Origin of the sequence: Synechococcus sp. CBW1108, assembly GCF_015840335.1 — a bacterium.
Taxonomy (GTDB): Bacteria; Cyanobacteriota; Cyanobacteriia; order PCC-6307; family Cyanobiaceae; genus Cyanobium_A.
In genome coordinates, this window is sequence record NZ_CP060395.1 from 1,896,731 (window position 1) to 1,921,068 (window position 24,338).

Annotated in this window: 22 protein-coding genes and 2 tRNA genes; 8 read left to right on the top strand and 16 right to left on the bottom strand. The window is 66.0% G+C overall.

What is annotated here, in order from left to right; translation table 11 throughout:
• The first annotated feature begins 6 nt into the window (after positions 1-6).
• Complete coding sequence (gene moeB / locus H8F27_RS10270) at positions 7-1,179, top strand: molybdopterin-synthase adenylyltransferase MoeB (protein ID WP_197148024.1); 1,173 nt, start codon at positions 7-9, stop codon at positions 1,177-1,179.
• 9 nt (positions 1,180-1,188) lie between these two features.
• Here moeB and H8F27_RS10275 read toward each other — a convergent pair whose 3' ends face one another.
• Positions 1,189-2,337 carry a cob(I)yrinic acid a,c-diamide adenosyltransferase gene (locus tag H8F27_RS10275; RefSeq protein WP_197148025.1) on the bottom strand — a complete coding sequence of 383 codons (1,149 nt, stop codon included), beginning with the start codon at positions 2,335-2,337 and terminating at the stop codon, positions 1,189-1,191.
• A gap of 63 nt (positions 2,338-2,400) precedes the next feature.
• Between H8F27_RS10275 and larE the strand changes: the two genes are divergently transcribed.
• Positions 2,401-3,288, top strand: coding sequence for an ATP-dependent sacrificial sulfur transferase LarE (gene larE, locus H8F27_RS10280; RefSeq protein WP_197148026.1), 888 nt, complete (start codon positions 2,401-2,403; stop codon positions 3,286-3,288).
• Here the strand turns inward: larE and speD are convergent.
• Both speD and recF read right to left on the bottom strand, forming a co-directional pair.
• The gene (gene speD, locus H8F27_RS10285) at positions 3,266-3,772 is read right to left on the bottom strand and encodes an adenosylmethionine decarboxylase (protein ID WP_197148027.1); all 507 of its coding nucleotides are present in this window, start codon (positions 3,770-3,772) and stop codon (positions 3,266-3,268) included. The genes larE and speD overlap by 23 nt on opposite strands.
• A gap of 22 nt (positions 3,773-3,794) precedes the next feature.
• Complete coding sequence (gene recF / locus H8F27_RS10290) at positions 3,795-4,898, bottom strand: DNA replication/repair protein RecF (RefSeq protein WP_197153499.1); 1,104 nt, start codon at positions 4,896-4,898, stop codon at positions 3,795-3,797.
• 83 nt (positions 4,899-4,981) lie between these two features.
• Between recF and H8F27_RS10295 the strand changes: the two genes are divergently transcribed.
• Positions 4,982-5,055, top strand: a tRNA-Arg gene (locus H8F27_RS10295).
• A gap of 93 nt (positions 5,056-5,148) precedes the next feature.
• On the opposite strand, the gene H8F27_RS10300 is transcribed toward H8F27_RS10295, so the two are convergent.
• The 8 genes from H8F27_RS10300 to H8F27_RS10335 form a co-directional block, all read right to left on the bottom strand.
• Positions 5,149-5,607 (bottom strand): N-acetyltransferase, encoded by a 459-nt coding sequence (locus H8F27_RS10300; protein ID WP_197148028.1) that lies wholly within the window; start codon positions 5,605-5,607, stop codon positions 5,149-5,151.
• A 57-nt stretch (positions 5,608-5,664) separates the two neighbouring features.
• The gene (gene ppc, locus H8F27_RS10305) at positions 5,665-8,619 is read right to left on the bottom strand and encodes a phosphoenolpyruvate carboxylase (RefSeq protein WP_231596664.1); all 2,955 of its coding nucleotides are present in this window, start codon (positions 8,617-8,619) and stop codon (positions 5,665-5,667) included.
• A 32-nt stretch (positions 8,620-8,651) separates the two neighbouring features.
• The gene (gene gshA / locus H8F27_RS10310) at positions 8,652-9,830 is read right to left on the bottom strand and encodes a glutamate--cysteine ligase (RefSeq protein WP_197148030.1); all 1,179 of its coding nucleotides are present in this window, start codon (positions 9,828-9,830) and stop codon (positions 8,652-8,654) included.
• Positions 9,827-11,380 (bottom strand): anthranilate synthase component I family protein, encoded by a 1,554-nt coding sequence (locus tag H8F27_RS10315; RefSeq protein ID WP_197148031.1) that lies wholly within the window; start codon positions 11,378-11,380, stop codon positions 9,827-9,829. Before H8F27_RS10315 ends, gshA begins: the two co-directional genes overlap by 4 nt.
• A gap of 65 nt (positions 11,381-11,445) precedes the next feature.
• A complete protein-coding gene (locus tag H8F27_RS10320; protein ID WP_197153500.1) occupies positions 11,446-11,877 on the bottom strand; it encodes a photosystem I reaction center subunit II PsaD in 432 nt (143 codons plus the stop codon).
• Positions 11,878-11,971: 94 nt separating this feature from the next.
• Positions 11,972-13,354, bottom strand: coding sequence for a sensor histidine kinase (locus tag H8F27_RS10325; RefSeq protein ID WP_197153501.1), 1,383 nt, complete (start codon positions 13,352-13,354; stop codon positions 11,972-11,974).
• Complete coding sequence (rodA, locus tag H8F27_RS10330) at positions 13,348-14,625, bottom strand: rod shape-determining protein RodA (RefSeq protein WP_197148032.1); 1,278 nt, start codon at positions 14,623-14,625, stop codon at positions 13,348-13,350. Before rodA ends, H8F27_RS10325 begins: the two co-directional genes overlap by 7 nt.
• Before the next feature lie 5 nt (positions 14,626-14,630).
• Positions 14,631-15,728, bottom strand: a complete 1,098-nt coding sequence (locus tag H8F27_RS10335) for an Mrp/NBP35 family ATP-binding protein (protein ID WP_197148033.1) — start codon at positions 15,726-15,728, stop codon at positions 14,631-14,633.
• 147 nt (positions 15,729-15,875) lie between these two features.
• Between H8F27_RS10335 and hemF the strand changes: the two genes are divergently transcribed.
• A complete protein-coding gene (gene hemF / locus H8F27_RS10340) occupies positions 15,876-16,913 on the top strand; it encodes an oxygen-dependent coproporphyrinogen oxidase (RefSeq protein WP_197148034.1) in 1,038 nt (345 codons plus the stop codon).
• Here the strand turns inward: hemF and H8F27_RS10345 are convergent.
• Both H8F27_RS10345 and H8F27_RS10350 read right to left on the bottom strand, forming a co-directional pair.
• Entirely contained in the window at positions 16,840-17,703 is an 864-nt protein-coding gene (locus H8F27_RS10345) for a dehydrogenase (RefSeq protein WP_231596192.1), read from the bottom strand. The two genes, hemF and H8F27_RS10345, sit on opposite strands and share 74 nt — an antisense overlap.
• A gap of 10 nt (positions 17,704-17,713) precedes the next feature.
• Entirely contained in the window at positions 17,714-18,265 is a 552-nt protein-coding gene (locus H8F27_RS10350) for a cofactor assembly of complex C subunit B (RefSeq protein ID WP_197148035.1), read from the bottom strand.
• A gap of 69 nt (positions 18,266-18,334) precedes the next feature.
• Between H8F27_RS10350 and H8F27_RS10355 the strand changes: the two genes are divergently transcribed.
• Positions 18,335-19,012: a ribonuclease D gene (locus tag H8F27_RS10355; RefSeq protein WP_197148036.1), complete on the top strand. Its 678-nt coding sequence runs from the start codon at positions 18,335-18,337 to the stop codon at positions 19,010-19,012.
• A 41-nt stretch (positions 19,013-19,053) separates the two neighbouring features.
• On the opposite strand, the gene H8F27_RS10360 is transcribed toward H8F27_RS10355, so the two are convergent.
• A complete protein-coding gene (locus H8F27_RS10360) occupies positions 19,054-19,338 on the bottom strand; it encodes a hypothetical protein (protein ID WP_231596193.1) in 285 nt (94 codons plus the stop codon).
• A complete protein-coding gene (locus tag H8F27_RS10365) occupies positions 19,338-20,600 on the bottom strand; it encodes a lipid-A-disaccharide synthase-related protein (protein WP_197148037.1) in 1,263 nt (420 codons plus the stop codon). Before H8F27_RS10365 ends, H8F27_RS10360 begins: the two co-directional genes overlap by 1 nt.
• A 44-nt stretch (positions 20,601-20,644) precedes the next feature.
• Between H8F27_RS10365 and H8F27_RS10370 the strand changes: the two genes are divergently transcribed.
• A tRNA-Cys gene (locus H8F27_RS10370) sits at positions 20,645-20,715 on the top strand.
• A 255-nt stretch (positions 20,716-20,970) separates the two neighbouring features.
• Here H8F27_RS10370 and H8F27_RS10375 read toward each other — a convergent pair.
• Positions 20,971-21,741: a transposase gene (locus H8F27_RS10375; RefSeq protein WP_197148038.1), complete on the bottom strand. Its 771-nt coding sequence runs from the start codon at positions 21,739-21,741 to the stop codon at positions 20,971-20,973.
• 531 nt (positions 21,742-22,272) lie between these two features.
• Between H8F27_RS10375 and ltrA the strand changes: the two genes are divergently transcribed.
• Together ltrA and H8F27_RS18030 are read left to right on the top strand one after the other, a co-directional pair.
• Positions 22,273-23,520: a group II intron reverse transcriptase/maturase gene (gene ltrA, locus H8F27_RS10380; protein WP_197147969.1), complete on the top strand. Its 1,248-nt coding sequence runs from the start codon at positions 22,273-22,275 to the stop codon at positions 23,518-23,520.
• 161 nt (positions 23,521-23,681) lie between these two features.
• Complete coding sequence (locus tag H8F27_RS18030; protein ID WP_197148039.1) at positions 23,682-24,311, top strand: ISAs1 family transposase; 630 nt, start codon at positions 23,682-23,684, stop codon at positions 24,309-24,311.
• Positions 24,312-24,338: the final 27 nt, after the last annotated feature.

Sequence of the window (24,338 nt, forward strand, 5' to 3'; positions counted from 1 at the left end):
GCAGCCATGCTTCCTCCCGACACCAGCGGCGTCCAGCTCAGCCCCGATGAGGTGGCCCGCTACGGCCGCCACCTGATCCTGCCCGAGGTTGGAATGGAGGGCCAGAAGCGGCTCAAGGCCGCCTCGGTGCTTTGTGTGGGAACTGGAGGGTTGGGCTCGCCGCTGCTGCTCTATCTGGCCGCCGCCGGGGTGGGCCGCCTCGGCATCGTCGATTTCGACGTGGTCGACCACTCCAACCTGCAGCGCCAGGTGATCCACGGCACCAGCTGGGTGGGCAAACCCAAGATCGAATCGGCCAAGGCGCGCATCCTCGAGATCAACCCCCACTGCCAGGTGGATCTCTACCAAACCGCGCTGACCAGCGACAACGCTCTCGAGATCATTCGGCCCTACGACATCGTCTGCGACGGCACCGACAACTTCCCCACCCGCTACCTGGTGAACGACGCCTGCGTGCTGCTGGGCAAGCCCAATGTCTACGGCTCGATCTTTCGCTTCGAGGGCCAGGCCACGGTGTTCAACCTGGATGCGGAAAGCCCCAACTACCGCGACCTGTTCCCCGAGCCGCCGCCGCCGGGCATGGTGCCCTCCTGCGCCGAGGGCGGAGTGGTGGGGGTGCTGCCCGGCATCATCGGCCTGATCCAGGCCACCGAAGCTGTCAAGATCATTGCCGGCATCGGCACCAGCCTCAGCGGCCGCCTGTTGTTGTTTGATGCCCTGGGCATGAAGTTCCGCGAGCTCAAACTTCGGCCCAACCCCGAGCGGCCGGTGATCGACAAACTTATTGATTATCAAGAGTTCTGCGGGGTGGGCGGCAGTGCTCCGGGCCAGGAGGAGGCCGGCGCGGTGGACAGCATCAGTGTTACCGAACTAAAAACCCTGCTTGATGGCGACACCAGTGGCCTCGTGCTGGTGGATGTGCGCAATCCCCCCGAGGCCGACATAGCTCTGATCCCCGGCGCCACCCTCATCCCCCTCGACCAGATCGAGAGCGGCGTGGCGATTGATCAGATCCGCGACCTGGCGGCCGGCAAGAAGCTTTACGTGCACTGCAAGCTGGGCGGCCGTAGCGCCAAAGCGCTCATCGCCCTTCGGCGCCACGGCATCGAGGGCATCAATGTCTCAGGCGGCATCGATGCCTGGAGCCAGGAGGTGGATCCGGCCGTGCCGCGCTACTGAGCCCCGAGCTCAGTAATCCACGCCCCGCTTGAGATCCACGCCCCGCTCGGCGTAGTGCTTGTGGCACACCATCTCGGAGTAGACGCTGGCCAGGTCGAAGTAGGCGGGGCGATTTTTGCAGCGGCCGGTGAGGATTACTTCCGTTTCGGCGGGCTTGCGCAATAGGGTCTGCACGATCGGCTCCACCGGCAGCAGCTCGAGATCCACCGTGGGGTTGATCTCATCGAGGATCACGGTTTTGTATAGGCCGCTGGAGATGGCTGCCCTGGCGATCTCCCAGGCCCGCTCGGCCTCCACGTAGTCGATCGGCTGCTGCTGGCCGCGCCAGACAATCGCATCGCGGCCAGAGCGCAGGTGATCCACCAGGTGGGGATAGCTCTCGCGCAGGGCGGCAATCGCCGCATCCTCGGTGTAGCCGCTGCCGCCCTTGAGCCACTGCAGGATCAGCACCCGGTGGCTTTTGTCTTGGCTGATACCCCGGCCGATGGCCTGTAGGCCCTTGCCGAGGGCGCTGGTGGATTTGCCCTTGCCCTCGCCGGTGTAGATCTCGACCCCATCGAGACCCCCGGGCCCCTGGTGGGCCCGCATTTCCGAGTGGAGGTCTGCCAGTTGCACCAGCTTGTGGGGGGCACCGCGCCCCGTGCAGATCACTTCCATTCCGCCTGGCTTGGCCGCCAGGGTGCGGGCCACGTCGTCGATGTCCAGCAGGCCCAGGTCCAGCACGGGGTTGAGCTCATCGAGCACCACCACTGAGTAGAGGTCGCTGGCGATGGCGCCCTTGGCAATGTCCCAGCCGCGCTGGGCCTCCTGCCGGTCGAATTTGGTCGCCTCCTCGGCGCTGAAGAATTCGCCCCGGCCCGTGCGCACCTGGTCAATCAGGTGGGGAAAGCCCTGCTGCAGGGCTTCGATGGCGGCATCTTCGTCGTAGGCCCGGCCCGGCCCCTTGAGGAAGCGCAGCAGCAACACCCTGGTGCGTTTCTGCTCGCAAATGCCCAGGCCGATCGTGCGCAGCACCACCCCGAGGGCGGCCTGGCTCTTGCCCTTGCCGTCGCCGTCATACACATGCAGCTGGCCGTGGGCCCTCTCATCGCTGCCGGCGGCAGTGCGGATGCCGATGCCCCGGCCCGTGCCCCGCTGCGGCGTCTGGGTGCTGCTCATGGCGAGATGTTACCGGCGCCTTTGGCTTGGGGTTGGCAGGATCGGGTCAGGATTGGGGCCCGGATGCACTTTTCTCTTCTAGAACCTCTGCCACCGGCCCTGGCGGGGGCCTTGACTGAACTGCGTGGCCAGCTGGCAGCCCTCAACCCGGTGGTGGTGGCCTACTCCGGCGGGGTTGACAGCGCCCTGGTGGCGGCCATCGCCCTCGAGCAGTGTGGGCAGGGGGCCCTGGCGATCACCGGGGTTTCACCGGCTCTGGCGCCCCACCTGCGTCAGGAAGCCCGCATCCAGGCCGGCTGGCTTGGCATTCGCCACCGGGAAATCCCCACCTCGGAGCTGGCAGACCCCGCCTACGCCAGCAATCCTGAGCAGCGCTGCTATGCCTGTAAGCGGGAGTTGCACCGCCTGCTGGCGCCGATTGCGGCGGCGGCGAGGGGAGCAAGCGTGGTCGATGGCGTCAATGCCGATGACCTTGGCGACCATCGCCCGGGCATCCGGGCTGCCCGGGAATTCGGCGTGCGTTCTCCCCTGGCTGCGGTTGGCCTGACTAAAGCTGAGGTGCGCCAGCTCTCGCGGGCGCTGGGTTTGCCCTGGTGGGACAAGCCCGCCCAGCCCTGCCTGGCGTCCCGCTTTGCCTACGGAGAGCCGATCACGGCTGAACGGCTGCAACGGGTGGCGGCGGCGGAGGCCTGGTTGTTGGCCGCCGGCTGGGCCGAGGTGCGGGTGCGCTGCCAGGGCCAGACGGCCCGCATCGAGCTCCCGGCCGAGCAACTGGAACTTGCCCTTGGTCGCTGGGCTAAAAGTGAGCCCAGGCAGGCCCTAGTGACGGCCTTCCTCGCCCTTGGCTTCACGGCCGTGGGTCTGGACCTGGAGGGACTGGTGAGCGGCAAGCTCAACCGGGAGCTTGCGGCCAGTCCGCTTCCAGAGCTCAGCGGCTCAGGGCAGCAGTAAACGGCTGCCCGTGCAGGGGCTCCCGCAGATTGCTGTGGATGCAGGAGGGGGTTTCGCGGCGGAAGCTGGTGAGCTTGTGGGTGTCAGCCATCAGCTCATCGACAAGCACGGCACAGGCCTTCTCCGGCATGGTGTGGTCCCCGCAGGTGAACACATCCACCGCTGCATAGCCCGATTCGGGCCAGGTGTGGATGGAGATGTGCGATTCGGCCAGCAGGGCCAGCCCCGTGACGCCCTGGGGTTCGAAACGGTGGGTGATCAGGTTGAGCAGGGTGGCACCGGCACGCCTTGCTGCTGCGGTGATGGTGGCCCTGAGGAAAAGTTCGTCGTCGAGCTTGTTGCCGTCGCAACCGTAGAGCTCGAGAATGCAGTGTTTCCCGACAGTATCGGAAACCTGGTGGGGGAGGGGGGCAGCTGGGTGGATCGCTGCGGGGGCCTCGGTCCATCCCGGGTTCGGGTGGAGGCAGGGCAGGGTCTGGGTCATCGAAGTTGACCGAACAAGCTCATCACCATAGTTGGTTATGAAGGCTAATTTGACCGGCGCGCATGTGCACCAGCTGGCTCTGGGCCTGCCAGCCGCCGCTGAAGGCCCCCAGGTGGGTGGCGCTCACCAGGCACTGGTGCCCCTCGCCCACCGCCTCGAGCAGAAGTTGTTGCCGTTCCGGATCGAGCTCGGCCAGCACGTCGTCGAGCAGCAGCAGGGGCGGCTCCCCCAGCACCGTGCCCACCAGCTCCAACTCGGCCAGCTTGAGGGCCAGCACCAGGGTGCGCTGCTGGCCCGCCGAGCCGTAGCGCCGAGCCCCCTGCCCGGCCAGGATCAAGCCCAGCTCGTCGCGGTGGGGCCCCACCGTGCACTGCCCGAGTCGCAGTTCTTCGCCTCGCTGCTGCTGCAGTTGGGCCAGTAAGGCATCCCGCCAGGGATCCTCGGCATCTTCGCCACCCACCTGGGCGCCGCCCTGATACTCGAGCTCCAGGCATTCCCGGCCGCCGCTGAGCCTTGCCTGCCAGGCGGCGGCCAGGGGCTCCAGCCTGCGGATGGCCCGCGACCGACGGCGCTGCAGTCGGGTGCCGATCACAGCCATCTGCAGATCAAAGGCATCGAGCAGGCCCTGCAGATCGCCGCCGCCGAGGCTCCGCCGCAGCAGCTGGCTGCGCTGGCGCAGGAGCCGGCCGTAGCGGCTGAGCAGGTCGCCATAGACAGGTTCGAGCTGCAGCACCACCCGGTCGAGCCATTGGCGCCGGCCAGCGGGCTCGCCCCGCACCAATTCGAGGTCGAGGGCGCTGAAACCCACGCAGCGCAGCGATCCCAGCAGGTCGAGCTGGCGATCCAGCACCTTGCCGTTGCGCAGGGCCATGCGCCCGCCACTGCGGCGCAGGTGGAGCGCCAGCTGATCACTGCTGCCGGTTGAGGCCCGCACCTGGCAGCTGCTCTGCCCGTGCTGGATCAGGTCGCGATCGCTGGCGGTGCGGTGGGAACGCAGGCACCCCAGCAATTCCACCGATTCCAGCAGGTTTGATTTGCCCTCGCCATTGGCGCCAATCACCAGCAGCCGGGGGGCCTCCAGGGCCAGCTCCAGATGGCTGATATTGCGAAAATTCAGCAGCTCCAGGCGGTGCAGCCGGATGGCTCTGACGCGACGGGAGGTTAAAGTAATTCCTCCGGAGCTCTGCTCCGGCCATGGGCCTTAGCCATGGGCATGTAGCTCAGTTGGATAGAGCATCAGATTCCGGTTCTGAGGGTCGGGGGTTCGAGTCCCTCCATGCTCGCTACTTATCAAGTCAATACCTATCAAGTCAGTACTTATCAGGTCATTTGGCTCAACGGGCCAACCCAGTAAGGGAATCAACCCAGTAGGCGAATCACCCGAGCAAGTTGAGGCCCATCGCCCTAATGCCGCCGGGATCGACGGAAAATCCATAGCGATCCAGGGCGGCCAGGGCCTCAGGCGGGGCTGAGAGCGAAATGCTGCACCCGGCTAACTCCCTGCGCAGCTTGCCGAGGGAGCCATGCACCAGCACCGCCAGGATGTCGCCCTGGTGCGGATCCCCCGGATCGGCGCACAGGTCCCAGAGGTTGGCATTGAGGGCCAGATCGCTGGTGGCCCGCACGAAACCCACCAATTTGCCCTCGGGGGATTGCACCCCCAGATGCCAGAGGCTGTTGTCCAGCACCCGCTGCCACCGGTCTGGGTTGCGGCTGCGATCGCCGCTGGCCAGCAGGAGCCGATTGAGCTCGTCGGGGCTGGGGAGGCTGTTGGCGAGCAGCGCATAGCCCTCCCGCAGACGCGGGGCTAGGGGCTGGCTGCGGAAAGGGATCAAGAGGGAATCCAGTGCTAGGCGGAGCTGGGATGGCTCAGGGGAGGGTCTGGGGGCTGGTCAGCCCGTGTTGCGCATGCCCGCGGCTATGCCATTGATGGTGAGCAGGGCCCCGCGCAGCAGCTCGCTGCGGCTGTAGGTGCGGCCATCGTCGCTGGAGCTGGCCAGCGCTTCACTCATCGGTGGTTGGCGGTTCTGGTCGCGCAGGCGCCGCAGCAGGGCCACCTGCAGGAAGCCAAGGGGAATGATCGTGCGGTTGCGCAGGTCGACCGATAGCTGCAGGGCAGGATCCCCATCCAGCAAGCGGCTGTGGCCCGTGATCGCCAGCACCAGATCGCGGGTGAGCTCGAATTCGGCGGCGATGGCCTGGAAGATCTGCTCGAAGGCCTCCCGGTTCTCGCTGCGGCCCAGGGCCTGCACGTAGTGGTGGGCCAGGTCGAGGTCGACTTTGGAGAGGGTCATCTCCACCTTCGAGATCAGCATGCGGAAGAACGGCCAGCGTTGGTGGAGCAGGCGCAGCAACTCGAGTTGTTCGGGGTCCTGGGTGAGTTCCTCCTGCAGGGCCGCCCCCACCCCGAACCAACTGGGCAGCAGGAAGCGGCTCTGGGTCCAGCCAAATACCCAGGGGATGGCCCGCAGGCTGGAGAGGTCCTTGGCGCCACTTTTACGGCGGGCCGGGCGACTGGAGATCTGCAGCTTGCTGATCTCTTCGATCGGGGTCACCTGCTGGAAGAAGGCCACCAGGTCAGGGTTGTCGTGCACCAGGGCCCGGTAGTGGTCCCGGGAGCGGGCCGCCAGCCGCCCCATCAGGTCATTCCAGCTGGGGGTGTCGTCTACGGGGGCACTCACCAGGCTGTTCTGCAGCACGGCGGTTGTGACCGTTTCCAGGTTGTAAAGGGCCAGTTCGGGCAGGGAATACTTCGAGGCCAGCACCTCTCCCTGTTCGGTGATCTTGATGCGGCCGCTGAGGGTGCCGCTTGGCTGGGCCAGGATCGCCTGGTAGGCAGGGCCCCCACCCCGGCCCACGGAGCCGCCGCGGCCATGGAAGATCCGCAGGGCCACCCCGTGCTCGATGGCCAGCCGCTGGAGGGCAATCTGGGCTTTATGGATCTCCCAGTTGCTGGAAAGGAAGCCGGAATCCTTGTTGCTATCTGAGTAGCCCAGCATGACTTCCTGAAGTGGCTGGCCGCCGTCACTGGCCAGCAGGGCCCGGTAGAAGGGGTGGCGAAACAAGGTGGCCATCACCGCCGGGGCCCCCTGGAGGTCTTCCACCGTTTCGAACAGCGGCACCACCAGCAGGCCGGCACGCTGGGCCTTCGGATCCACCAGGCCGGCCTCCTTGGCCAACAGCAACACCTCCAGCAGGTCTGACACCGTGTGACTCATGGAGATCACGTAGGTGCGGCAGATGCGGGAGCCAAATTCCTGCTGCAGGCGCTGCAACATGCGGAATACGGCGAAGGTCTCCGTGGTTGCGGCACTCCAGCGGGCCGCCGGGGGCAGCAGGGGGCGGCGGGTTTGCAGCTCCTCCAGCAGCCACTCCACCCGCTGGGTTTCCCCCATCTCTCCGTAGGGAACTGGGAGTTGGAGGTAGCGGCTGAGCTCGTCGAGGGCGTCGCTGTGGCGGGTGCTCTCCTGGCGGATATCGAGGCTGGCCAGGCAGAAGGCGAAGATCTGGGCCTGACTGATCAGGTGCTGGAGCGACTCACAGCTCAGTCCCGTGGCCTTGAGGCTGTCCTGGATCAGTTCCAGGTCGTAGCGGAATTCATCAACCGTGCTGTAGTGCAGTTCCTGGGTGGGAGGGGCCGCCAGGCTTCCCCCCATCGGCGGGGGCGGGGCACTGCCGTCACAGGGGGATTCCCAGCCGGCATCGCTGAGGCTTTGGTTGCGCTGATGGGTGAGCTGCAACCGCTCCAGGGTGTAGCTGAGCTTCAGCCGGTAGGGCTCCAGGCGGTAGCGGGCGGCCCGCTCCTCATAGATCTCCGGAAAGCGCAGCCGATCCATCTCCAGCGACTCCAGCAGGGCCGGACTGACCTGACTCCACTGCATTGAAATGCTGAGCTGGTCGCGCAGCTCTGCCACCGACTTCAGGTATCGCTCCAGCATCAGCTTGCGCTGGTAGCAGGCCGTTCGCCAGGTGATGTCCGGGGTCACCGAAGGGTTGCCATCCCGATCTGAGCCCACCCAGGAGCCGAAGGTGCAGAAGGAATCCCGGGGCGGTTCCACATCGGGGTAGCTCCCCTTCAGGGCGGTACGGATGCGGTCCCGCAGCTGGGGCATGGCATCGAAGAGCACCTGCTGGAAGAAGTGCAGGGCGTAGTCGACCTCATCGAGCACCGTTGGTTTGAACTGGTGCAGTTCATCGGTGCGCCACCAGAGCCTGATTTCCTCCTCCAGCTGGAGCCGCAGGCTGTGGCGCTCGACGGAATTGAGGCTGGCGCCCTGCTCCAGCTGCTGAATCAGGCAGGCCACCCGCCGCTGCTTGTGGCGCACCGTGTGGCGCACGATTTCGGTGGGATGGGCCGTGAACACCAGCCGGAGATCCAGGGTGCGCAGCAGGTTTTCCAGTTGGGCTGGGGGGACGTTCAGGCTCCTGAGCCGCTCAAACAGCTGGCGAAAGGTGGCTGGGTCGCTCTGGTTGGCCAACGGCGGCAGGAAGGGATCGCTGGGGCTGCTGCGCTGGTTTTTGAGGCTGTCGAGGTAGCTGTCCTCCTCGATGTGCTGTTCGAGGATGTTTACTAGCTGGAAATAGAGCGAGAAGGCCCGGGCCGCGGCGATCGCTTCGGCCAAATCCATCTCCCGGATCAGCTGCACGATCGCGGTGGTGGAATCCTCCTCGCTGGGGTCGCTCAGGTGCTTGAGCCGCAGCAGGCGCTCCGCCTGCCCGGCGGGACACTCGCTGTAGAGCACGGTTTCCCAGAGGTCTTCCACCAGCTCCAGGCGCTCGCCGAGTAGCCGGGTGACCCGCTGGGAAGTCGGGGAGGTGAGGGTGGGGCTGGGCATTGACTCCCCCATGGGGCCTGGCTGGGCAGCAAGCAGATCCATGATCATCCCAAAGGGAGCGGCCCAGTGTCTGTGGCGATTGCCTCCAGCAGTTCCACTTCCCGGGTTGCCATGGCAGCGATCTCCAGGGAGAGCAACTTGCTGATTGGAACCCCGGCTTGGTGGCCAGCCAGCCAGCGCATGGCCTGATTGCCCTGTTCCAGCACCTCCCCCAACGGCGCCAGCAGCTGCGTGAGCCCGAGCTCCCTTGCCAGGGGGGCCAGAGCTGCAAGCTCCTCAAGCAACCAGCTCTTTGCCAGCACCGGCTGCCCATGGCGCCAGTGGTGCAGGGTGGCTTCCAGGCTTGAGACGGCCGCGGCCTTTTCGTTGGCGTCGGCCAGGTGGGCCAATTCGCTTGGCGTCAGGCTGCTGGCCAGGAGGGGGTCGCAGTGTTCCGGCTGGCGCAGCAACTGCTGCAGCCGCAGTTCGGCGAAGGCCGTGATCGCCAACAGCAGAAGCGGATCCGTCACCAGGTCGCAGATGCGGATCTCCAGCCGGTTGAGGTCGTGGGGCCGGTTGTCCCCATTGGGCCGCACTGAGGTCCAGAGGTGGCGCACGTTTTGCATCGTGCCGAGCTCCAGCTGCTGCCCCATCCAGTTGATGTAGTGCTGGTGATCTAGGAACAGCGGCACCTCGGCCGGGGTCAGCGGAAACTGCAGCCAGCGCTGGGAGTGGGCGCCGGTGACCTTGCCGTCGAGGAAGGGGGAACTGGCGCTGAGGGCCAGCAGCAGGGCAGCCTCGCAGCGCAGCAGGCGGAGGCCGGCAAACAGGCGGTCCATTTGCCCCGGGTCCTTGTCGCTGATGGGCCCCAGGTTGATGTGCACGCTGGCGGTCACCACCTTGGTGCCGTAGGTGGCCTCGATGTAGCTGTGGTAAGGGTTTGCGGGGTCGGAGCGCTCGAAATGGCGGCTGTCGCCCAGGCTGAGGGCGCTGCCCGGCAGCAGGGTGAGCTGGCGGCTGGCCAGCCACCGGCGCAGGCGCTGACGCGGCTCGATCAGCAGCTGTAGCTGGCGCGCGTAACTGGCATCGGGGGGCGTGATGTATTCCAGGTTGCGTTGGTCGGGCTCGGTGACGAACCCCTCCAGGGCCGCCGCCGCCGCCGCTGAGCAACCCACCACCGTGCCGTCGGTCCGACCGGTGTAGAGCTCCACTTCAAAGCCCTTGAGCAACAGGGGATCCTTCATGGCTGGGCGGGCAGCAGGCAGGCAATTGCCTTGAGCATGCCGCGGGCCTTGTTGAGGGTTTCCTGGTATTCGGCAGCAGCGTTGGAATCGGCCACCACTCCGGCGCCGGCCTGCACCTGCACCCGCCAGCCCCCCTCTGGATGGGGCAGCACCACCATGGTGCGAATGGTGATGGCGGTGTTGAGGGCGCCGCCCAGGTCAACTCCGCCGTAAACACCGGAGTAGGGGCCCCGGGCATCGGGCTCCAGGGTATGAATAAGTTGCATGGCGCGGATCTTGGGGGCGCCGCTGACGGTGCCGGCGGGGAAGGAGGCCATCAATAGGTCCCACACGGTTTGCCCCTCTGCCAGCAGTCCCTCAACTTGGCTCACAATGTGCATCACATGGGAATAGCGCTCGATCACCATCAGCTCCCCCACCTTCACAGTGCCGGGCTTGCAGACGCGGCCCAGGTCGTTGCGGCCGAGGTCCACCAGCATCACGTGTTCGGCCCGTTCCTTGGGATCGGCCAGCAGCTCTTTTTCTAGGGCCAGGTCTTCCGCTTCGTCGCGACCGCGGGGGCGGGTGCCTGCAATCGGCCGCAGCGAGGCTTTCACTCCTCCCTCCGGGATCGGTTCGGCCTTCACCATCACCTCGGGGCTGGAGCCGATCAGATACCAGCCGCCAAAGTTGAAGAAGGCCATGTAGGGCGAAGGATTCACCATGCGCAGGCTGCGGTAGAGCTCGAAGGGATCGCGGTCAATGCGGGTTTCCAGCCGCTGGCTAAGCACCAGCTGGAATACATCCCCCGCTTCGATGTGGTGTTCGCCCTGGAGCACTGCCGCCTCAAAGGCCTCCTGGCCGACGTTGCTGCTGGTGATCAGGCTCTGGGCTATCTCAGCCGGATTGGCGTCGTGCCAGCGCAGGGGAGTCACCGAGGTCGGCAGGGGGGCGTGCATGCGCTCTTCCAGGGCGCTGATGCGGGCGGCAGCAGCGGCGTAGGCCATCTGCCGGTCTTGGCCGCCGCTGAGGTCGGCGTAGGCCACGGCGGTGATCTGGCGCTTAACCTGGTCGAACACGAGCAGGCTGTCGGCGAGCATCCAGGACCCATCCGGGGGAGAGTCCTCCCCGGGCTGGTGCACCGGCACAACCGGCTCGATCCAGCGGATCAGTTCGTAGCCCCAGAAGCCAAACAGCTGGCCCACCGGAGGCAGCCCCGGAATCGGCGGGCTGGAGAGGGGCTCCAGGCACTCGCGCAACAGCTCGAAGGGGTTGCCCTGCAGGGCTTGGCAGCGGCCATCGCGCCAGCGGCGCTGGGAGTGGGCACCGCGGCTGGTGAGGGTCCAGAGGGGGTCGCTGACCACGAAGCTCCAGCGCCCGATGCGCTCGCCCCCTTCCACCGATTCCAGCAGCACGCCGTGCTCACTGGCTGCTCCCACCTTCAGCCAGGTGGTCAGGGGCGTTTCCAGGTCGGCGGGCCAGCGTTTCCAGAGGGGGATGAAGTTGTGGCCGGCTGCCACCATGTCCAGAAATGCCTGCTGGGCTAAGCCATCGCGATCGGTGCTCGGCATCGGTTTGGCGGGCAAAAAAAACGGGGCACCCAGGCCCCGCCGTTATGGGAGTTGGTCGACGCGTTTCAGGCGTCGAAGCTGTTCTTGCCGGTGAACTTGAGGTTGGCCGGATTGGGGTTGGCGCCGATCCGGCGGGGGTTGTGGCCCACCATGGGGCGACCTTCGTTCACCTTCTCCGGGAAGACGCCATCCTTGGGGTGCAGGAATTCGGTGTCCCCACCGGGATAGATCCGGTAGATCTTGTAATCCTCGATTCTGGGTTTGAACTTGGTGCGCAGCTGGGTGCCGAGGGCCAGGCACTGCTCCTTGCGGGCGAAGTACATCAGGTTGTCGCCCTCGTTCATGTGGGCGGCCCCGCCGGTGGGCAGCTCAAACACCTGTTCCTTCGGGCTGCTCCAGGTAATGGCGTATTTCTCCTCCGTTTCGGCGGAATTCAGCAGGCCGCCGGTGCTGCCGAGGTACTTCGGGAGTTGACCGCTGAGCGCCGTAGCTGCCATGGCTTTGAAACGTTTCAACCGGAAGCTAGCACTGAGGTTTTGGCCCGTTCTGCGCTTCGCCTGCAGTCTTCACACCCGTCAACAAACCGGCCGCTCAGCACACGGGAAAAAAAACGGTCAGGCCACTGCCGCTGCGTTCGGTGAGACGACCGCCGAGGCGATGGAACAGCCGCTGGGTGGCCTGGCGGCTGAGCTGCAGGCTGCCGGTGGCGGGGTTCCAGCTCAGCACCGGCCCCACCAGCTCCCGTTGGTCGCCCTCGCCATCCCGTACCGGCTCTTCCGGGCGATGGCCCTCGCTGCTCAGTTGCAGCTTGAGCCTGGAACCTGCCGGCAGCAGGCTGACGCTGACCTGACTGCCGGCGGGAAGGCTGCGGCTGAACCGGTCGATCAGGCCGCCGAGCATGGTTTCCAGCCGGGCCGGATCGCTGAGCACGGGCGAAAGGCCAGCTGGGACCAACAATTCCAATTCCAGGCCGCGGCGGGCCAGCTGCCGTTTCCACAGTTCCTGCTGCTGAAGCAGCACCTGGCTGAGGTCGGTGCGGGCCAGATCGTTTTGGCCCAGGGGCTGGTCGTTGCCTGGCTGGCGCTGCAGCTCGGCCGCCAGAAAGATCAGGCCAAATCGATCGATCTGCTCGCTGCATTCGCCATCGATCTGCTCGAGGCGCCCGCGCACCAGCGGCGGCAGGTCGCCGCGCCGCAGCAAGGAGCGAATCAGGGTGCGAATTGTGGCGAGGGGAGTTCGCACCTCGTGGGTGAGCGCTTCGAGCAGGGCCAGTTCGCTACTCACCTCCCGGGGGATGTCAGTGGGGGATCGGTCCCGACCCTTGCCCCCGTGCACCAGGGGTTGGAGGGTGAGGCTCGGCGCGATGGCGGCGAGCCGTTCCCCTACCCGGGGCCAGAACCGCACCCCCAGCTGCTCTTCGCTGCGCAGGGGGCCCAGCTCCTCCAGGGCGGAGCGCAGGGCCGTCGAGGCACCGGGGTCGCTGGCCAACAGGCGTCCGTGGATCAGGTTGAGGGCTTTGGAAAGGGCCTCCGGGTCGAATCGGGCGATCAGGCGCCGGCCCTCTGGGGGACCATCGAGGCACAGCGCCACCTGCAGGCGGGGGGTCATCACCAGCAGCAGCGGATCGGTGCCATCGGCCGGCTCCAGGGGCAGTCGCTGGAAACCCCTTGCGCCCGCTTCCCCGGTTGCGGAGCTGCCGGCTCCCCCCAGCAGGGGAGCGGAGCTCGTCAGCAGGTCGGCGAGTTCCCTGGGCGCCCACACCCAGCCCTGGAGTTGCTGCAACAGCACCGGCTCGTAGAGGGCAGGCAGGGGGGCCGCCAGCCACAGCCCTTTGAGGGGTTGCATCGGTAGCAGGAAGTCCTCCTGCAGGGTGGCCAGGGCCGCCCACCACTGGCGCCGCACGCTGTCTTCGCTGCTGGCGCCGGCCGGCACGCCGTCCGCCAGGGCACTCCGTAGGTCGGCCAGGCTCACCAGGCTCCCTGGGCTGTTCGGCCCCGGCGGCCCACGGAGGCACACAGGCCGAGGGCGATGAAGTTGACGAGCATGGCGGAACGTCCGTAGCTCAGCCAGGGCAGGGGGATGCCGGTGATCGGTCCGAGGCCGATGGTCATATTGATATTCACCACCACCTGAAACATCAGCATCGCGCCGATTCCTACCACCACCAGGGCTTCGTAGTCGCTGCGGGCCCGGCCCGCGATCTGCAGCAGCCTGGCCATCAGCAGGGCGAAGCCCGCCACGACCAGCACCGAGCCCAGGAAACCCGTTTCCTCCCCCAGGGCGCTGAAGATGAAATCGGTGTGCTGCTCCGGGATGAAACGCAGCTTGGTGAGGGATCCCTGCATCAACCCTGTTCCCCAGATCTGTCCGGAGCCGATACCCACCGTGCTCTGCAGCAGGTGGTAGCCCCCACCGAGGGGGTCCTGGCCAGGATCGAGGAAGAGGGTCAGTCTGTCCCGCTGGTGGGGCCGCAGGCCGTGCTGCCATAACCAGGGTGTTGCCACGGCAAACAGCCCTTGCACCGCCAGGCTGATCGCCAGGGCCACCCTTTTCCAGGGAAGGCTTTTCCAGGCCATCCAGCCCACCAGAGGAATCCAGCCCAGAAGCAGCACCGGCAGGGCGCCGGCCGTGATGGCTGTCACCAGGGGCGATAGCAACAACAGCACCCAGGCTCCGGGCATCCCCGCCCAGAACAGCATAACCAGCAGCACGGCTGCGAAGACCAGGGAACTGCCCAGGTCGGGCTGCACGAACACAAGCAGCCAGGGCAGGGAGATCAGGCCCACAGGCCGCACCAGATCTACGGGGCGATCAACCGGGTGCCGGGCCAGTACCTCGGCGAGCAGCAGGATCGCCCCCAGCTTGGCAAATTCCGAGGGCTGGACGTAAAAGCCGCCGATGTTGATCCAGCTCTGGGCCCCCAGGGCGCTTGTGCCCACCAGGCGCACCGCGATCAGGCTGGCCACCATCGCAATGTAGATCGGCCACTTGAAAGGAAGCAGCCGCTCCAGGGGCAGCCGGGCCAGCAGCAGGGCCACCACCATGCCCACCGCCGCCGTCACCCAGTGCTGGTACCAGTTGGCGTAATTGGCCTGTCGCTGGGTGCTGGCGATCAGGATGCCGGCCAGCGCTGCCATGGCCAAAGGAACGCCCCAGAGCACTAGGTCGACCCTGGCCAGGGGACTGCGGCGGCCACGGCCGGCGCCGAAGACCCCCTTATTGCGCCGCCCTGACTGGCTCAGCATGGCTCTCAGGCCGGCACCAGGTGGGCCGCGCCAATGCGCCGGGCCAGGGCCATCAGGGCCTGGGCGCTGGCGGATTCGGGATGGGAGAGCACCACCGGCCGACCGGCATCCCCCCCCTCCCGTACCGGCATTTCCAGGGGTAGTTCGGCCAGCAGCGGCACCCCAGCCTCCTCAGCGAGGCGGGCACCGCCCCCACTGCCGAAAAGGGCGTAGCGCTTCTCCGGTGCGTCGGGAGGGATGAACACACTCATGTTCTCGACCACGCCCAGCACGCTGACGCCCATCTGCACAAACATCGCCAGGCCGCGGCGGGCATCGGCAAGCGATACCAGCTGGGGGGTGGTGACGATGATCGCTCCGGCCATCGGCACGGCCTGGGCGATGGTGAGCTGGGCGTCGCCCGTGCCAGGGGGCAGATCCACAATCAGCACATCCCGCTCGCCCCACTCCACCTGATACAAAAACTGACGGATGATGCCGTTGAGCATCGGTCCGCGCCAGACAACGGGTTGGTTTTCCTGAATCAGCAGCCCCATAGACACCATGGCGATGCCGCAGCATTCGACCGGGCTGAGCACCTGGCTGGCGCCCTCGCCGCGCACCTCTGGGGTGCGATCGGCGACCCCGAGCATGGTGGGCGCATTGGGTCCGTAGATATCAGCATCGAGTAGGCCCACTTTGAGCCCGGTGGCGGCAAGGGCGCAGGCCAGGTTTACGGCCACCGTGCTCTTACCGACGCCACCTTTGCCACTGCTCACCGCGATCACCTGCCTGACGCCTGCAATGGCCTGGCGCTGGGGGAGCTGACCTGCCCCAGGGCCAGGCGCCCCATGGCCCGCGGCACCGATGGGGGCGGCGCCTGTGGGCTGGGCCAGCTCGATCTGCACCTCGTTCACGCCATCAATGGCCAGCAGGGCGGCCCGAGCCTCAGTGACGATCCGATCCCGCTGGGCCTGGGCAAACCCGGGCAGAGCGAGCCGGAACACGGCGCGCTCGCCGACCAGGCGGGGTTCCTGGATCCAGCCAAGATCGATCAGGCTGCGGCCGCTGCCGGCATCGGTGACGGCCGTAAGGGCGGCATGGGCCTGCTCGACTGAGGCCATCGAGACTGCAATAAGGAACTGGGATCCTAGGGGCCATCCGCCTGGATCCGGCCGGCGCTGGCAGGGTGAGCGCCGCCCCCTGGCTCCTGGGGGGAGGGGCTGGGCTGAAATGGTGGACCTTTCCGGCGCCGCTTCGGCGCACTGCCCATGGCCAAGGTCTTAGAAGCGCCGCCAGCCGACTCCCGCACCAGGGCAAAAGCGCTGTTGATGGGCCTTCAGGATTCCATCTGCTCAGGCCTGGCTGAATTTGACGGGGAGGGCGATTTTGCCGAGGAGAGCTGGGTGCGGCCGGAGGGGGGCGGCGGCCGCTCGCGGGTGATGAAGGGCGGGCGCGTCTTCGAACAGGGCGGGGTGAACTTCTCCGAGGTGGAGGGCAGCGAATTGCCTCCCTCGATCCTCAGCCAGCGTCCGGAGGCCAAGGGCCACCGCTGGTTTGCCACCGGCACTTCGATGGTGTTGCACCCGCGCAACCCTTACATCCCCACCGTTCACCTCAACTACCGCTACTTCGAGGCGGGGCCGGTGTGGTGGTTTGGCGGCGGTGCCGACCTCACCCCCTACTACCCCTTCCTCAGCGATGCCCAGAATTTCCACCGCAGCCTCAAAAACGCCTGCGACAGCGTCAACCCTGCCTACTACCAGGTGTTCAAGCCCTGGTGCGATGAATACTTCTTCCTCCGCCATCGCGGCGAGACCCGCGGCGTCGGCGGGATTTTCTACGACTACCAGGACCCCCTAGGGGTGCTCTACAAGGGCCAGGATCCCGAGGGCCCCGCGGCCGCGGGAAGCAACCGCCTCGGGGCAATCGACCAAAACTGGGAGCAGCTGTTCGCCCTGGCGAGCGCCTGCGGCAATGCCTTCCTGCCCAGCTACCTGCCGATCGCCGAGCAGCGCCAGCCCACGGCTTACGGCGAGCGGGAGAGGGATTTCCAGCTCTACCGCCGCGGCCGCTACGTGGAGTTCAACCTGGTGTTTGATCGCGGCACGATCTTCGGCCTGCAGACCAATGGCCGCACTGAATCAATTTTGATGTCGCTGCCCCCGCTGGTGCGCTGGGAATATGGCTACCAGAGCGAGCCGGGCAGCCGGGAAGCCCTGCTCACCGACCTGTTCACTCGGCCCCAGAACTGGCTGGAGGACGGCTCGCTTGAGGCGCGTTGCGCTCCCCACCAGGCGGTGAGCTGACAGCTAGGGGCTGGGGCTGGGTCAGGGGCTGGGTAAGGGCCTGGGCGGGTTCGCGGCCCAGGCCCCTTTCGATCGCCTCCACCACCCGTAGGGCAATGGCATTGATGGTGACCACGCTGCGGCTGGGATCGCGCAGGGCGGCTTCGAGGGGGCCTTCGAGCTTGCCGATCTCGAGAATGGCGATGCCGCGCCGCGGCGCCCCCAGGCCATCGCGATAGTGGAGGGGATAGGGACCAAAGGCCGCCGCCAGGCTTTCATCGAGAAGGCTGGGGGGGCGATGCAGCGGCGGGATCAGCCCCGACCCCACGCCGTCGGGTCCGTAGGCGTCGTAGTGGATCTCGAGGGCGTAGCCACCAGCTGCGGCGTGGGCTTTGCCAACGCTCCAGTTGGTGCGGGGATCATCGCCGTTGACAATCGTGCGCAGGGGCGGATCGTAGAAGCGGATCGCCAGGCCCCGCCGCTGTCCCAGGGAAACTACCGCCTGGGCGGTGAGCAGGTTCCAGTGGAGCTCGTCGCGCATGGTGGCCCGCATCGGTTTGGCCCCGCCCAGGTCCACAGCCGCCCCCGCCGTGCCGGCGCCACCGATCCCCTGGGAATCGGCATGGCCAGCGAGCACCAGAATCTCCGGTTGGCTGGCCATGGGGACCGTGCCCAGCCAGTCTTTGCTCAGGCGGCTGCGGGGCCCCGTCAGCGGATCGACGTTGGCGATAACGGGAGCTTGGGCGGTGGCGGCGGTGCCTAGGCAGAGAACCCCGATCAGGGCGGCCCCCACCCAGCGATGACGATCCATGGCTTTGGGGTCAGATGGGGGAACTGAGCAGGTTGCCGTCGCTGAATAGGCCGAGCTGGGGCCCGAGTTCGAGCTCCAGGGCAATCAGTTCATCGCGGTGGGCGCGCAGGCGCAGGGCACTGCCGGTAGCGCTGTCGTGGCTGATCAGTCTCAGCTCGAGGGTTTCGGCTCGCCTTGCCCTGTTGCGATAGATAATTCCCGCCGCAGGCCCGAGCAGGGCCAGCAGCAGGGGCCACCAGCCCAGGGGAGGCAGGAGCTGACGCAGCACCAGAGCGAGGCAGGCTGCGCCCACTGCTCCTAGCAGCGAGAGCAGAACGGCCAACCAGGGGCTGGCGGCCACCTGGGCGCGAAAGCAGAGGTGGCGTCGCTCGGGATCGCTGGATTCGGCCTGCCAGCCCCGTTGCAGGAGCCACTCGCTGAGCCGGCCCAGCACCTCCAGGGGCGGCCGTGACGAGCGCACCTCCACCACGGTAGTGCGGTCTTTGCTGGCGGCCCGCAAAAAGAAAACCAGGCCGATGGCCAGCAGCAAGGTCAGTACGAGGGTGGATCCGAGGTTGGCCATGGCGGCCATTCTGCCGCCGGCGGGCCGCGATGTGGCTTGGCAGCATGGGCGGGCTCCTGTCCCATTTCTATGGCCGCCTCCTCCACCCCCAGCAACCTGCCGGCACCAGCCCGGTTCGCTGTGTTTGACGGCGACCTCGATGGGGAGTGGGCAGCCCTCTATGCCGGCGCGAGGGCCCTGGCGGTGGACACCGAGGCGATGGGCCTGATCCACGGCCGCGACCGGCTCTGCCTGGTGCAGGTCTGCGACGACCACGACAACGTCTGCTGTATCCGCCTAACGCGCGGCCAGTCCGCCGCCCCCCGGCTGCAGGCGCTGATGGAAAACCCGGCGGTTGAGAAGGTATTTCACTTTGCCCGCTTTGATGTGGCGGCCCTGGCTGAAAACCTTGGCATCACTGTGAATCCGATTTTCTGTACCAAGGTGGCCAGCCGCCTGGGGCGCACCTACAGCCCCCGCCATGGGCTCAAGGAGGTGGTGCAGGAGCTGGTGGGGGTGGAGCTCGACAAGCAGGCCCAGAGCTCGGACTGGGGTCGGGTTGAAGATCTCTCCGATGTCCAGCTGGCCTATGCGGCAGGGGACGTGCGCTACCTGTTGCCGGCCCGAGATCGGTTGGAAACCATGCTCCAGCGCGAAGAGCGCTGGGAGCTGGCCCAGCGCTGTTTTGGCTGCATTCCGGTGTTCGCCGACCTCGACCGCCAGCGCTATCACCTGTTGTTCGAGCACTCCAGCGGGGGCAACCGCTAAGCAGGGCTCGTCAAGCCTGGAATTCAGTCTTCGAGCAGGGCTCAATCCTCGACCATGAAGTTCTCATCGTTGCCCACCGCCTCAAGTAGGGAGGTGAGCAATTCCTGGTTGTTGGTGCCGCTGGATTGGGCTTCCGTCAGCATCTGCCCGGCCAGGGCCAGTTTGGCTGGGGTGTCCCGGAAGCCCTGCTGGGAGGCCTTGACGTCAACTTTGCGACGGGCGGCCGCCAGGCTGATACCCAGCTGGCTGGCCAGCAGGCCGCAGGCGGCGTTGTAGGCCCGATCGGGGATGCCGGCCATGGCGACGCAAGCAAGGGATCGCCGCATCATCCCAGTAGACGCTGCTCCACCAGGGCCGCCAGCTGGGCGCTGCCGCCGCTGGGGCCCATTCGGCGCCGGCCGATGGCGGCGAGTCGGGCCCGCTCGGAGGGGTCGGCGAGCAGCTGCCGCAGCCGATCGACCAGCTGCTGGGGGCTGGAGCAGGGCTGCACAGCGCCGCCGAGCAGGCGGCTCTGGCGGCGGGCAAAGCCGGCCTTGAACTGGGGCCCCCGCCCCGGCAGGGAGAGGGCCGGCACCCCCAACCCCACCAGCTGTTCGGTGGCGGTGCCGGCGGTGGCCAGCCCCAGCTCGGCCCAGCCAGCCCAGCGAGTGAAGCTGTGCTGGCCCAGCAGCACGGTTAACCGTCCCAGCCGCCAACTGGCTGTGGCGCCGGTGGTGGCGACCTCCGCGGCCGGGGCCTCCGGCGTGAATCCCGCCTGGGCGAGCAGATCTTGCCAGGCCTGGGCCGTAGGCGTTGACCCTGAGGCCAGCAGCGCTGTGGCCGGCTGGTTTGGTTGCCAGAGAGCCAGGCATTCCAGGAGCCGGCGGGCGTTGCCGAGGGCCTCGGGCAGGCGGCTGCCGGCCAGCAGGATCAGGCGCCTTTGGCTCGCCAGCCAGGCCGGCAGAGGGGCCTGGGGGAAGCCATCCAGCATTGGGTTGCCAGGAGCCAGGGCCGCCACCCCATGGCGCCGCAATCCCCTGGCGGTGAGCCGGTCGCGCACGGCCACCAGCCGGCAGCGCCGGCTGCCCATCAGGGCCCACTCCCACCGATCCCATTCACTGCCCTTGCAGCGGTGGTAGCTATCCGCCAGCGGCGTGGCGCCCCAGTTCGGCGGCCCCGCTGAGGCCCAGGTGTAATCACTTTTGGGCGTGCCGATGAAGCCGAAACGGCCGCCGCCGCTCCAGGCCAGCAGCAGGGGCAGTAGGTCGCCGACGGCCAGCAGCGGATCGCCTTGGCGCGCCCACCGCCGCACCAGTTGCCATTGGCGCCAACTCAGCAGGGGCAGGCCGGCGGCCAGGTCGCGGACCAGACCCCGCAGGCTCTGATTGCTAAAGCCGCCGCTGGGCAGCCGCAGCTGGGGCCCGATCCTCTGCAGCTGGCCAGCGGCTTCTGCCGCGGCGAACGCCTCGCCTAAACCCACCAAGGGCAGCACCCGAATCTCCACATCCGGGCGGCGGCTGCCCAGGGCCTGCAGGATGCGCTGGGCGATCAGATCCTCCCCGTGGCCGTTGCTCAGAACCAGTAGACGGTTTAACGGCGGGGGGGGCATGCCATGGCTGATACGATCCGCTGCAGGGAGTTTGCTCCCAGTGCGGCGGCATGGCCAAGTGGTAAGGCAGAGGATTGCAAATCCTTTACCCCCAGTTCGAATCTGGGTGCCGCCTCTTTTTGACAGCTGCCCCCAGGTCCTCTCTTCCTCTCTTCGTGGGGTCTGAGGCTCCGGTTTGGGCAGGGTTGGGCCAAAAAAATCCCTGGCGTGTTCGACTCGGCCAAGGACATCACTTACCGTCGCTCATGACGACCCCTAAACGTTACTGAGTAGTATGCGTTCAGGGGTCGGGACGCCCGGCCGCACGAATGCAAGCCTGATCACTCACCGCTGAGCGATCAGAAACTCTTCCTTGCTCGTTCTTCTTCCCTCAGGGGTCGCTCAGCAGTGACGGCATCACCCCACCGCGGTGATGGGCGATCCAGGCCTGCTCGAGGAACTCCCAGACATCCCGCCCCTGTTGCCTGAGGGTAGTGGTGACCGTCAGCAGGCGGCTCCGGCAGATCGCACCTTGGCGGGATTGGACTCCTTGACTGATCTTGCGCTGAATCACCGACTGGCGCAGGGCACGCTCTGCGGCGTTGTTGGTGGGCTCGATGCCACGGGTCTCCAGGAAAGTCCACAACCCATCTGTCACCTTCTGGAGCTGCTGGCAGGTGCGCACCGTGCTGGCCCACGGCGTTCGCTCGCCGCGCTGGTAGCCCAGCTCCACTACCCGCTGCAGCGTGGTCTCGAATGCCTGGCGAATCGGCAGGCAGCTTTGCTGCAAGGCGGGCCAGTCAATCCTTCCGTCTTTGTAGCGGTGCCAGTGGCCAAATAGCTGCTGCTGCAGACCCAGCAGCTCCGCTCCAAATTCAGCACTGGCGCCCGGGCGTTCGGCGATGGCCGTTAAATCGCGGATCAGGTGCGCCCAGCACAGCTGGCGCTGCTGGGTGGGCAGGTGGTTGTAAGACGAGAAGCGATCGCTCACGACAATCCCGCCAAAGGCGTTCCCCAGCAGCTCGATGGCGGCGGCCGTCGATCGACTCAGGCCTTGGATGAATACCGTCACCACGGCGGTGACCATGACCCACTGCCAGCCCCGCTTTCCAGTGGGATTGTTGCCCACCGCTTCGCGGAAGACTGCGTCTACTTGTGCCACGAGTCAAATGTTCTTTATGAGCACTGACACAACTACATCGAGGATGGGAGTGTGGCCTCCCGGAGCCGGCCTGCAGGGGCAGGCTCCAAACCACCCCATGCTGCTGCGGTTAAGAGCTGCGGTAGTGAGCGATGGGGAAAAGGCGGCCTCGAGCTGTCAGGTGAGTGATGGGAAGATGAGCAACAGCGAATCGCCGCTGACGCATCGAAAAGTCTTCCAGATGCTGTCAAAACGGGTGCAGGTAGGCGGCACCCGGATCAGTGTGGACGTTACCTGCTTACGGTCCACGCGGCAGCCGGTGTTCAGGCGGCATGAGCCCATCACAGGCCTCGATGTGGAACGTGGGAACCTGGCATGGGGTGTAAAGGAAAAGCCACAAGTGGCCACAACCACGAGGGCGAATACCAAGACCCATGACAGGGGCGGATCAGCCCGTAGTAGTGATGAAGGAGCTGTAATGGCTCTGGAGCAAAGGGGCTGTGTTATCCCGTCCGGATCAACTCAACAACTGCCATTGGCAGGAGGTAGGAGATGAGCCCGGACAGGCCGCTACCGATCACCAAGGCGATGGTCTGGAAGGCCTATCAGCAGGTGAAACGGAATGGGAATGCGGCCGGCGTGGATGGTCAGAGCCTGGATGACTTCGCCAAGGATCTGGAGAACAATCTCTATAGGCTATGGAATCGGATGGCATCCGGGAGTTACTTCCCGCCGCCGGTTCGGCGTGTTGAGATTCCCAAATCCAACGGCGGAGTTCGCCCTCTGGGCATTCCGACGGTGGCTGATCGCATCGCGCAGATGGTGGTCAAGCAGATGCTGGAGCCCCAGTTGGAGCCGATCTTCGATCAGGACTCCTACGGCTACAGACCGGGCAAGTCGGCCCACCAGGCTGTGGAGAGCTGCCGTAAGCGCTGCTGGAAGTATGACTGGGTTGTGGATCTCGATATCAAGGGGTTTTTCGATTCGATCGATCATGACCTCCTGATGCGGGCCATCCAGTTCCATACGTCCGAGCGCTGGGTTGTTCTGTATCTGCGGCGCTGGTTGGAGGCTCCGGTGGAATTGCCGGATGGGCGCCTTCAGCCCCGGACCAGTGGCACGCCTCAAGGCGGTGTCATTAGCCCGCTACTGGCCAATCTGTTTCTGCACTACACGTTCGACAAATGGATGCGACGGAGTTTTCCACGCGTCCCGTTTGAGCGTTATGCAGACGATGTGATCTGTCACTGTCACTGCCGAGCTGAGGCTGAACGGCTCATGGATGCCCTGCAGGAGCGATTTACCTCCTGCGGGTTACAGCTGCATCCAGAGAAGACCAAAGTAGTCTATTGCAAGGATAGCAGCCGCCGTGGTCAGTTCGATCAGATCCAGTTCACGTTTCTCGGCTTTTGCTTCCGACCACGTATGGCCAAGAACCGCTATGGGGAGATCTTTACGAGCTTCCTCCCAGCGGTTAGTCCGCAGGCGCTTAAGCGCATGCGAGAGAGGATCAGGAAAATGCATCTGCGTAGGCGGATGTTTTTGCCTTTGGAGGAGATCGCCCGGCTCCTGAATCCGATCCTAGGGGGTTGGATTCAGTATTACGGACGTTTTTATCCAACCGAACTGAGGGCCAAGCTATTTGGCTATCTCAATGAGCACCTGAGCGCATGGCTGCGTCAGAAACACAGCCGGCTGTTGCGACATGACCGCCGCAGCCGGCAAGTTCTGGCGAGGATCGCTCAGGAGAGGCGGGACCTTTTTGCTCACTGGCGTGGTGTTGATGTTGCGGCTGGATGACAGGAGCCGGATGACGCGAGAGTGTCACGTCCGGATCTGTGGGGGCCTCGGGGGGAAGTTCCCCGGGGCTACCCGGCGGCAGGGCCGCCTAAAAGTGTGTCCATGGCGTGCTGGCGGAGTCTGACAGCATTGGCTTTGGTCGGCGGGAATGGCTCACCTCCATGCCCCAAATCCCAGGCGCAGCAGCTGATCAGCTTGATTCCAACGACCTAATCAGCTTTCTCAAGGCCATCCCCGACGGACGCTTTCGCCGTGGTGTGCGCTACCCACAGTGGTTCCTGTTGTTGGTGGCGGTGCTCGGGATTCTGAGTGGCAGCAGGAGCTCCCGTGATCTGGAGGCGTTTGCCAAGCGGCATCGGCAGGAGTTCAACCAGGCGCTGGGCCTGGATTTCAAACGCTGGCCGTCGGACGCCACATTCCTGTACCTTTTCAACAAAGCCCACCTGCAGACCTTTGGCGATGTCTTTCAGGCCTGGATGATCAGCCAGATCCCAGGCGGGACAGAGGGTTTGGAGCAGTTGGTGTGCGATGGAAAGACGCTCAGAGGCACAGCGGTGGACACGGAAGACGGCGGTCACCGGTTTGTGGCCCAGGTCACGGTCTATGCCCGGGCCCTCGGTGTCGCCCTGGCCCAGAAGGCCTACGACACCCACGAATCCTGCGAGAGGGCTGCGCTCAAAGAGCTTCTGAGCACCCTTGAGCTGGAGGGCACCTTGATCCAGGCGGATGCTCTGCACACCACGCAAGCGTTTTTCGCTGGTGCCTCGCCAAGGGGGCCGACGTGCTCTTGACGGTGTAGCCGAAGGCTTCTCCGAAGG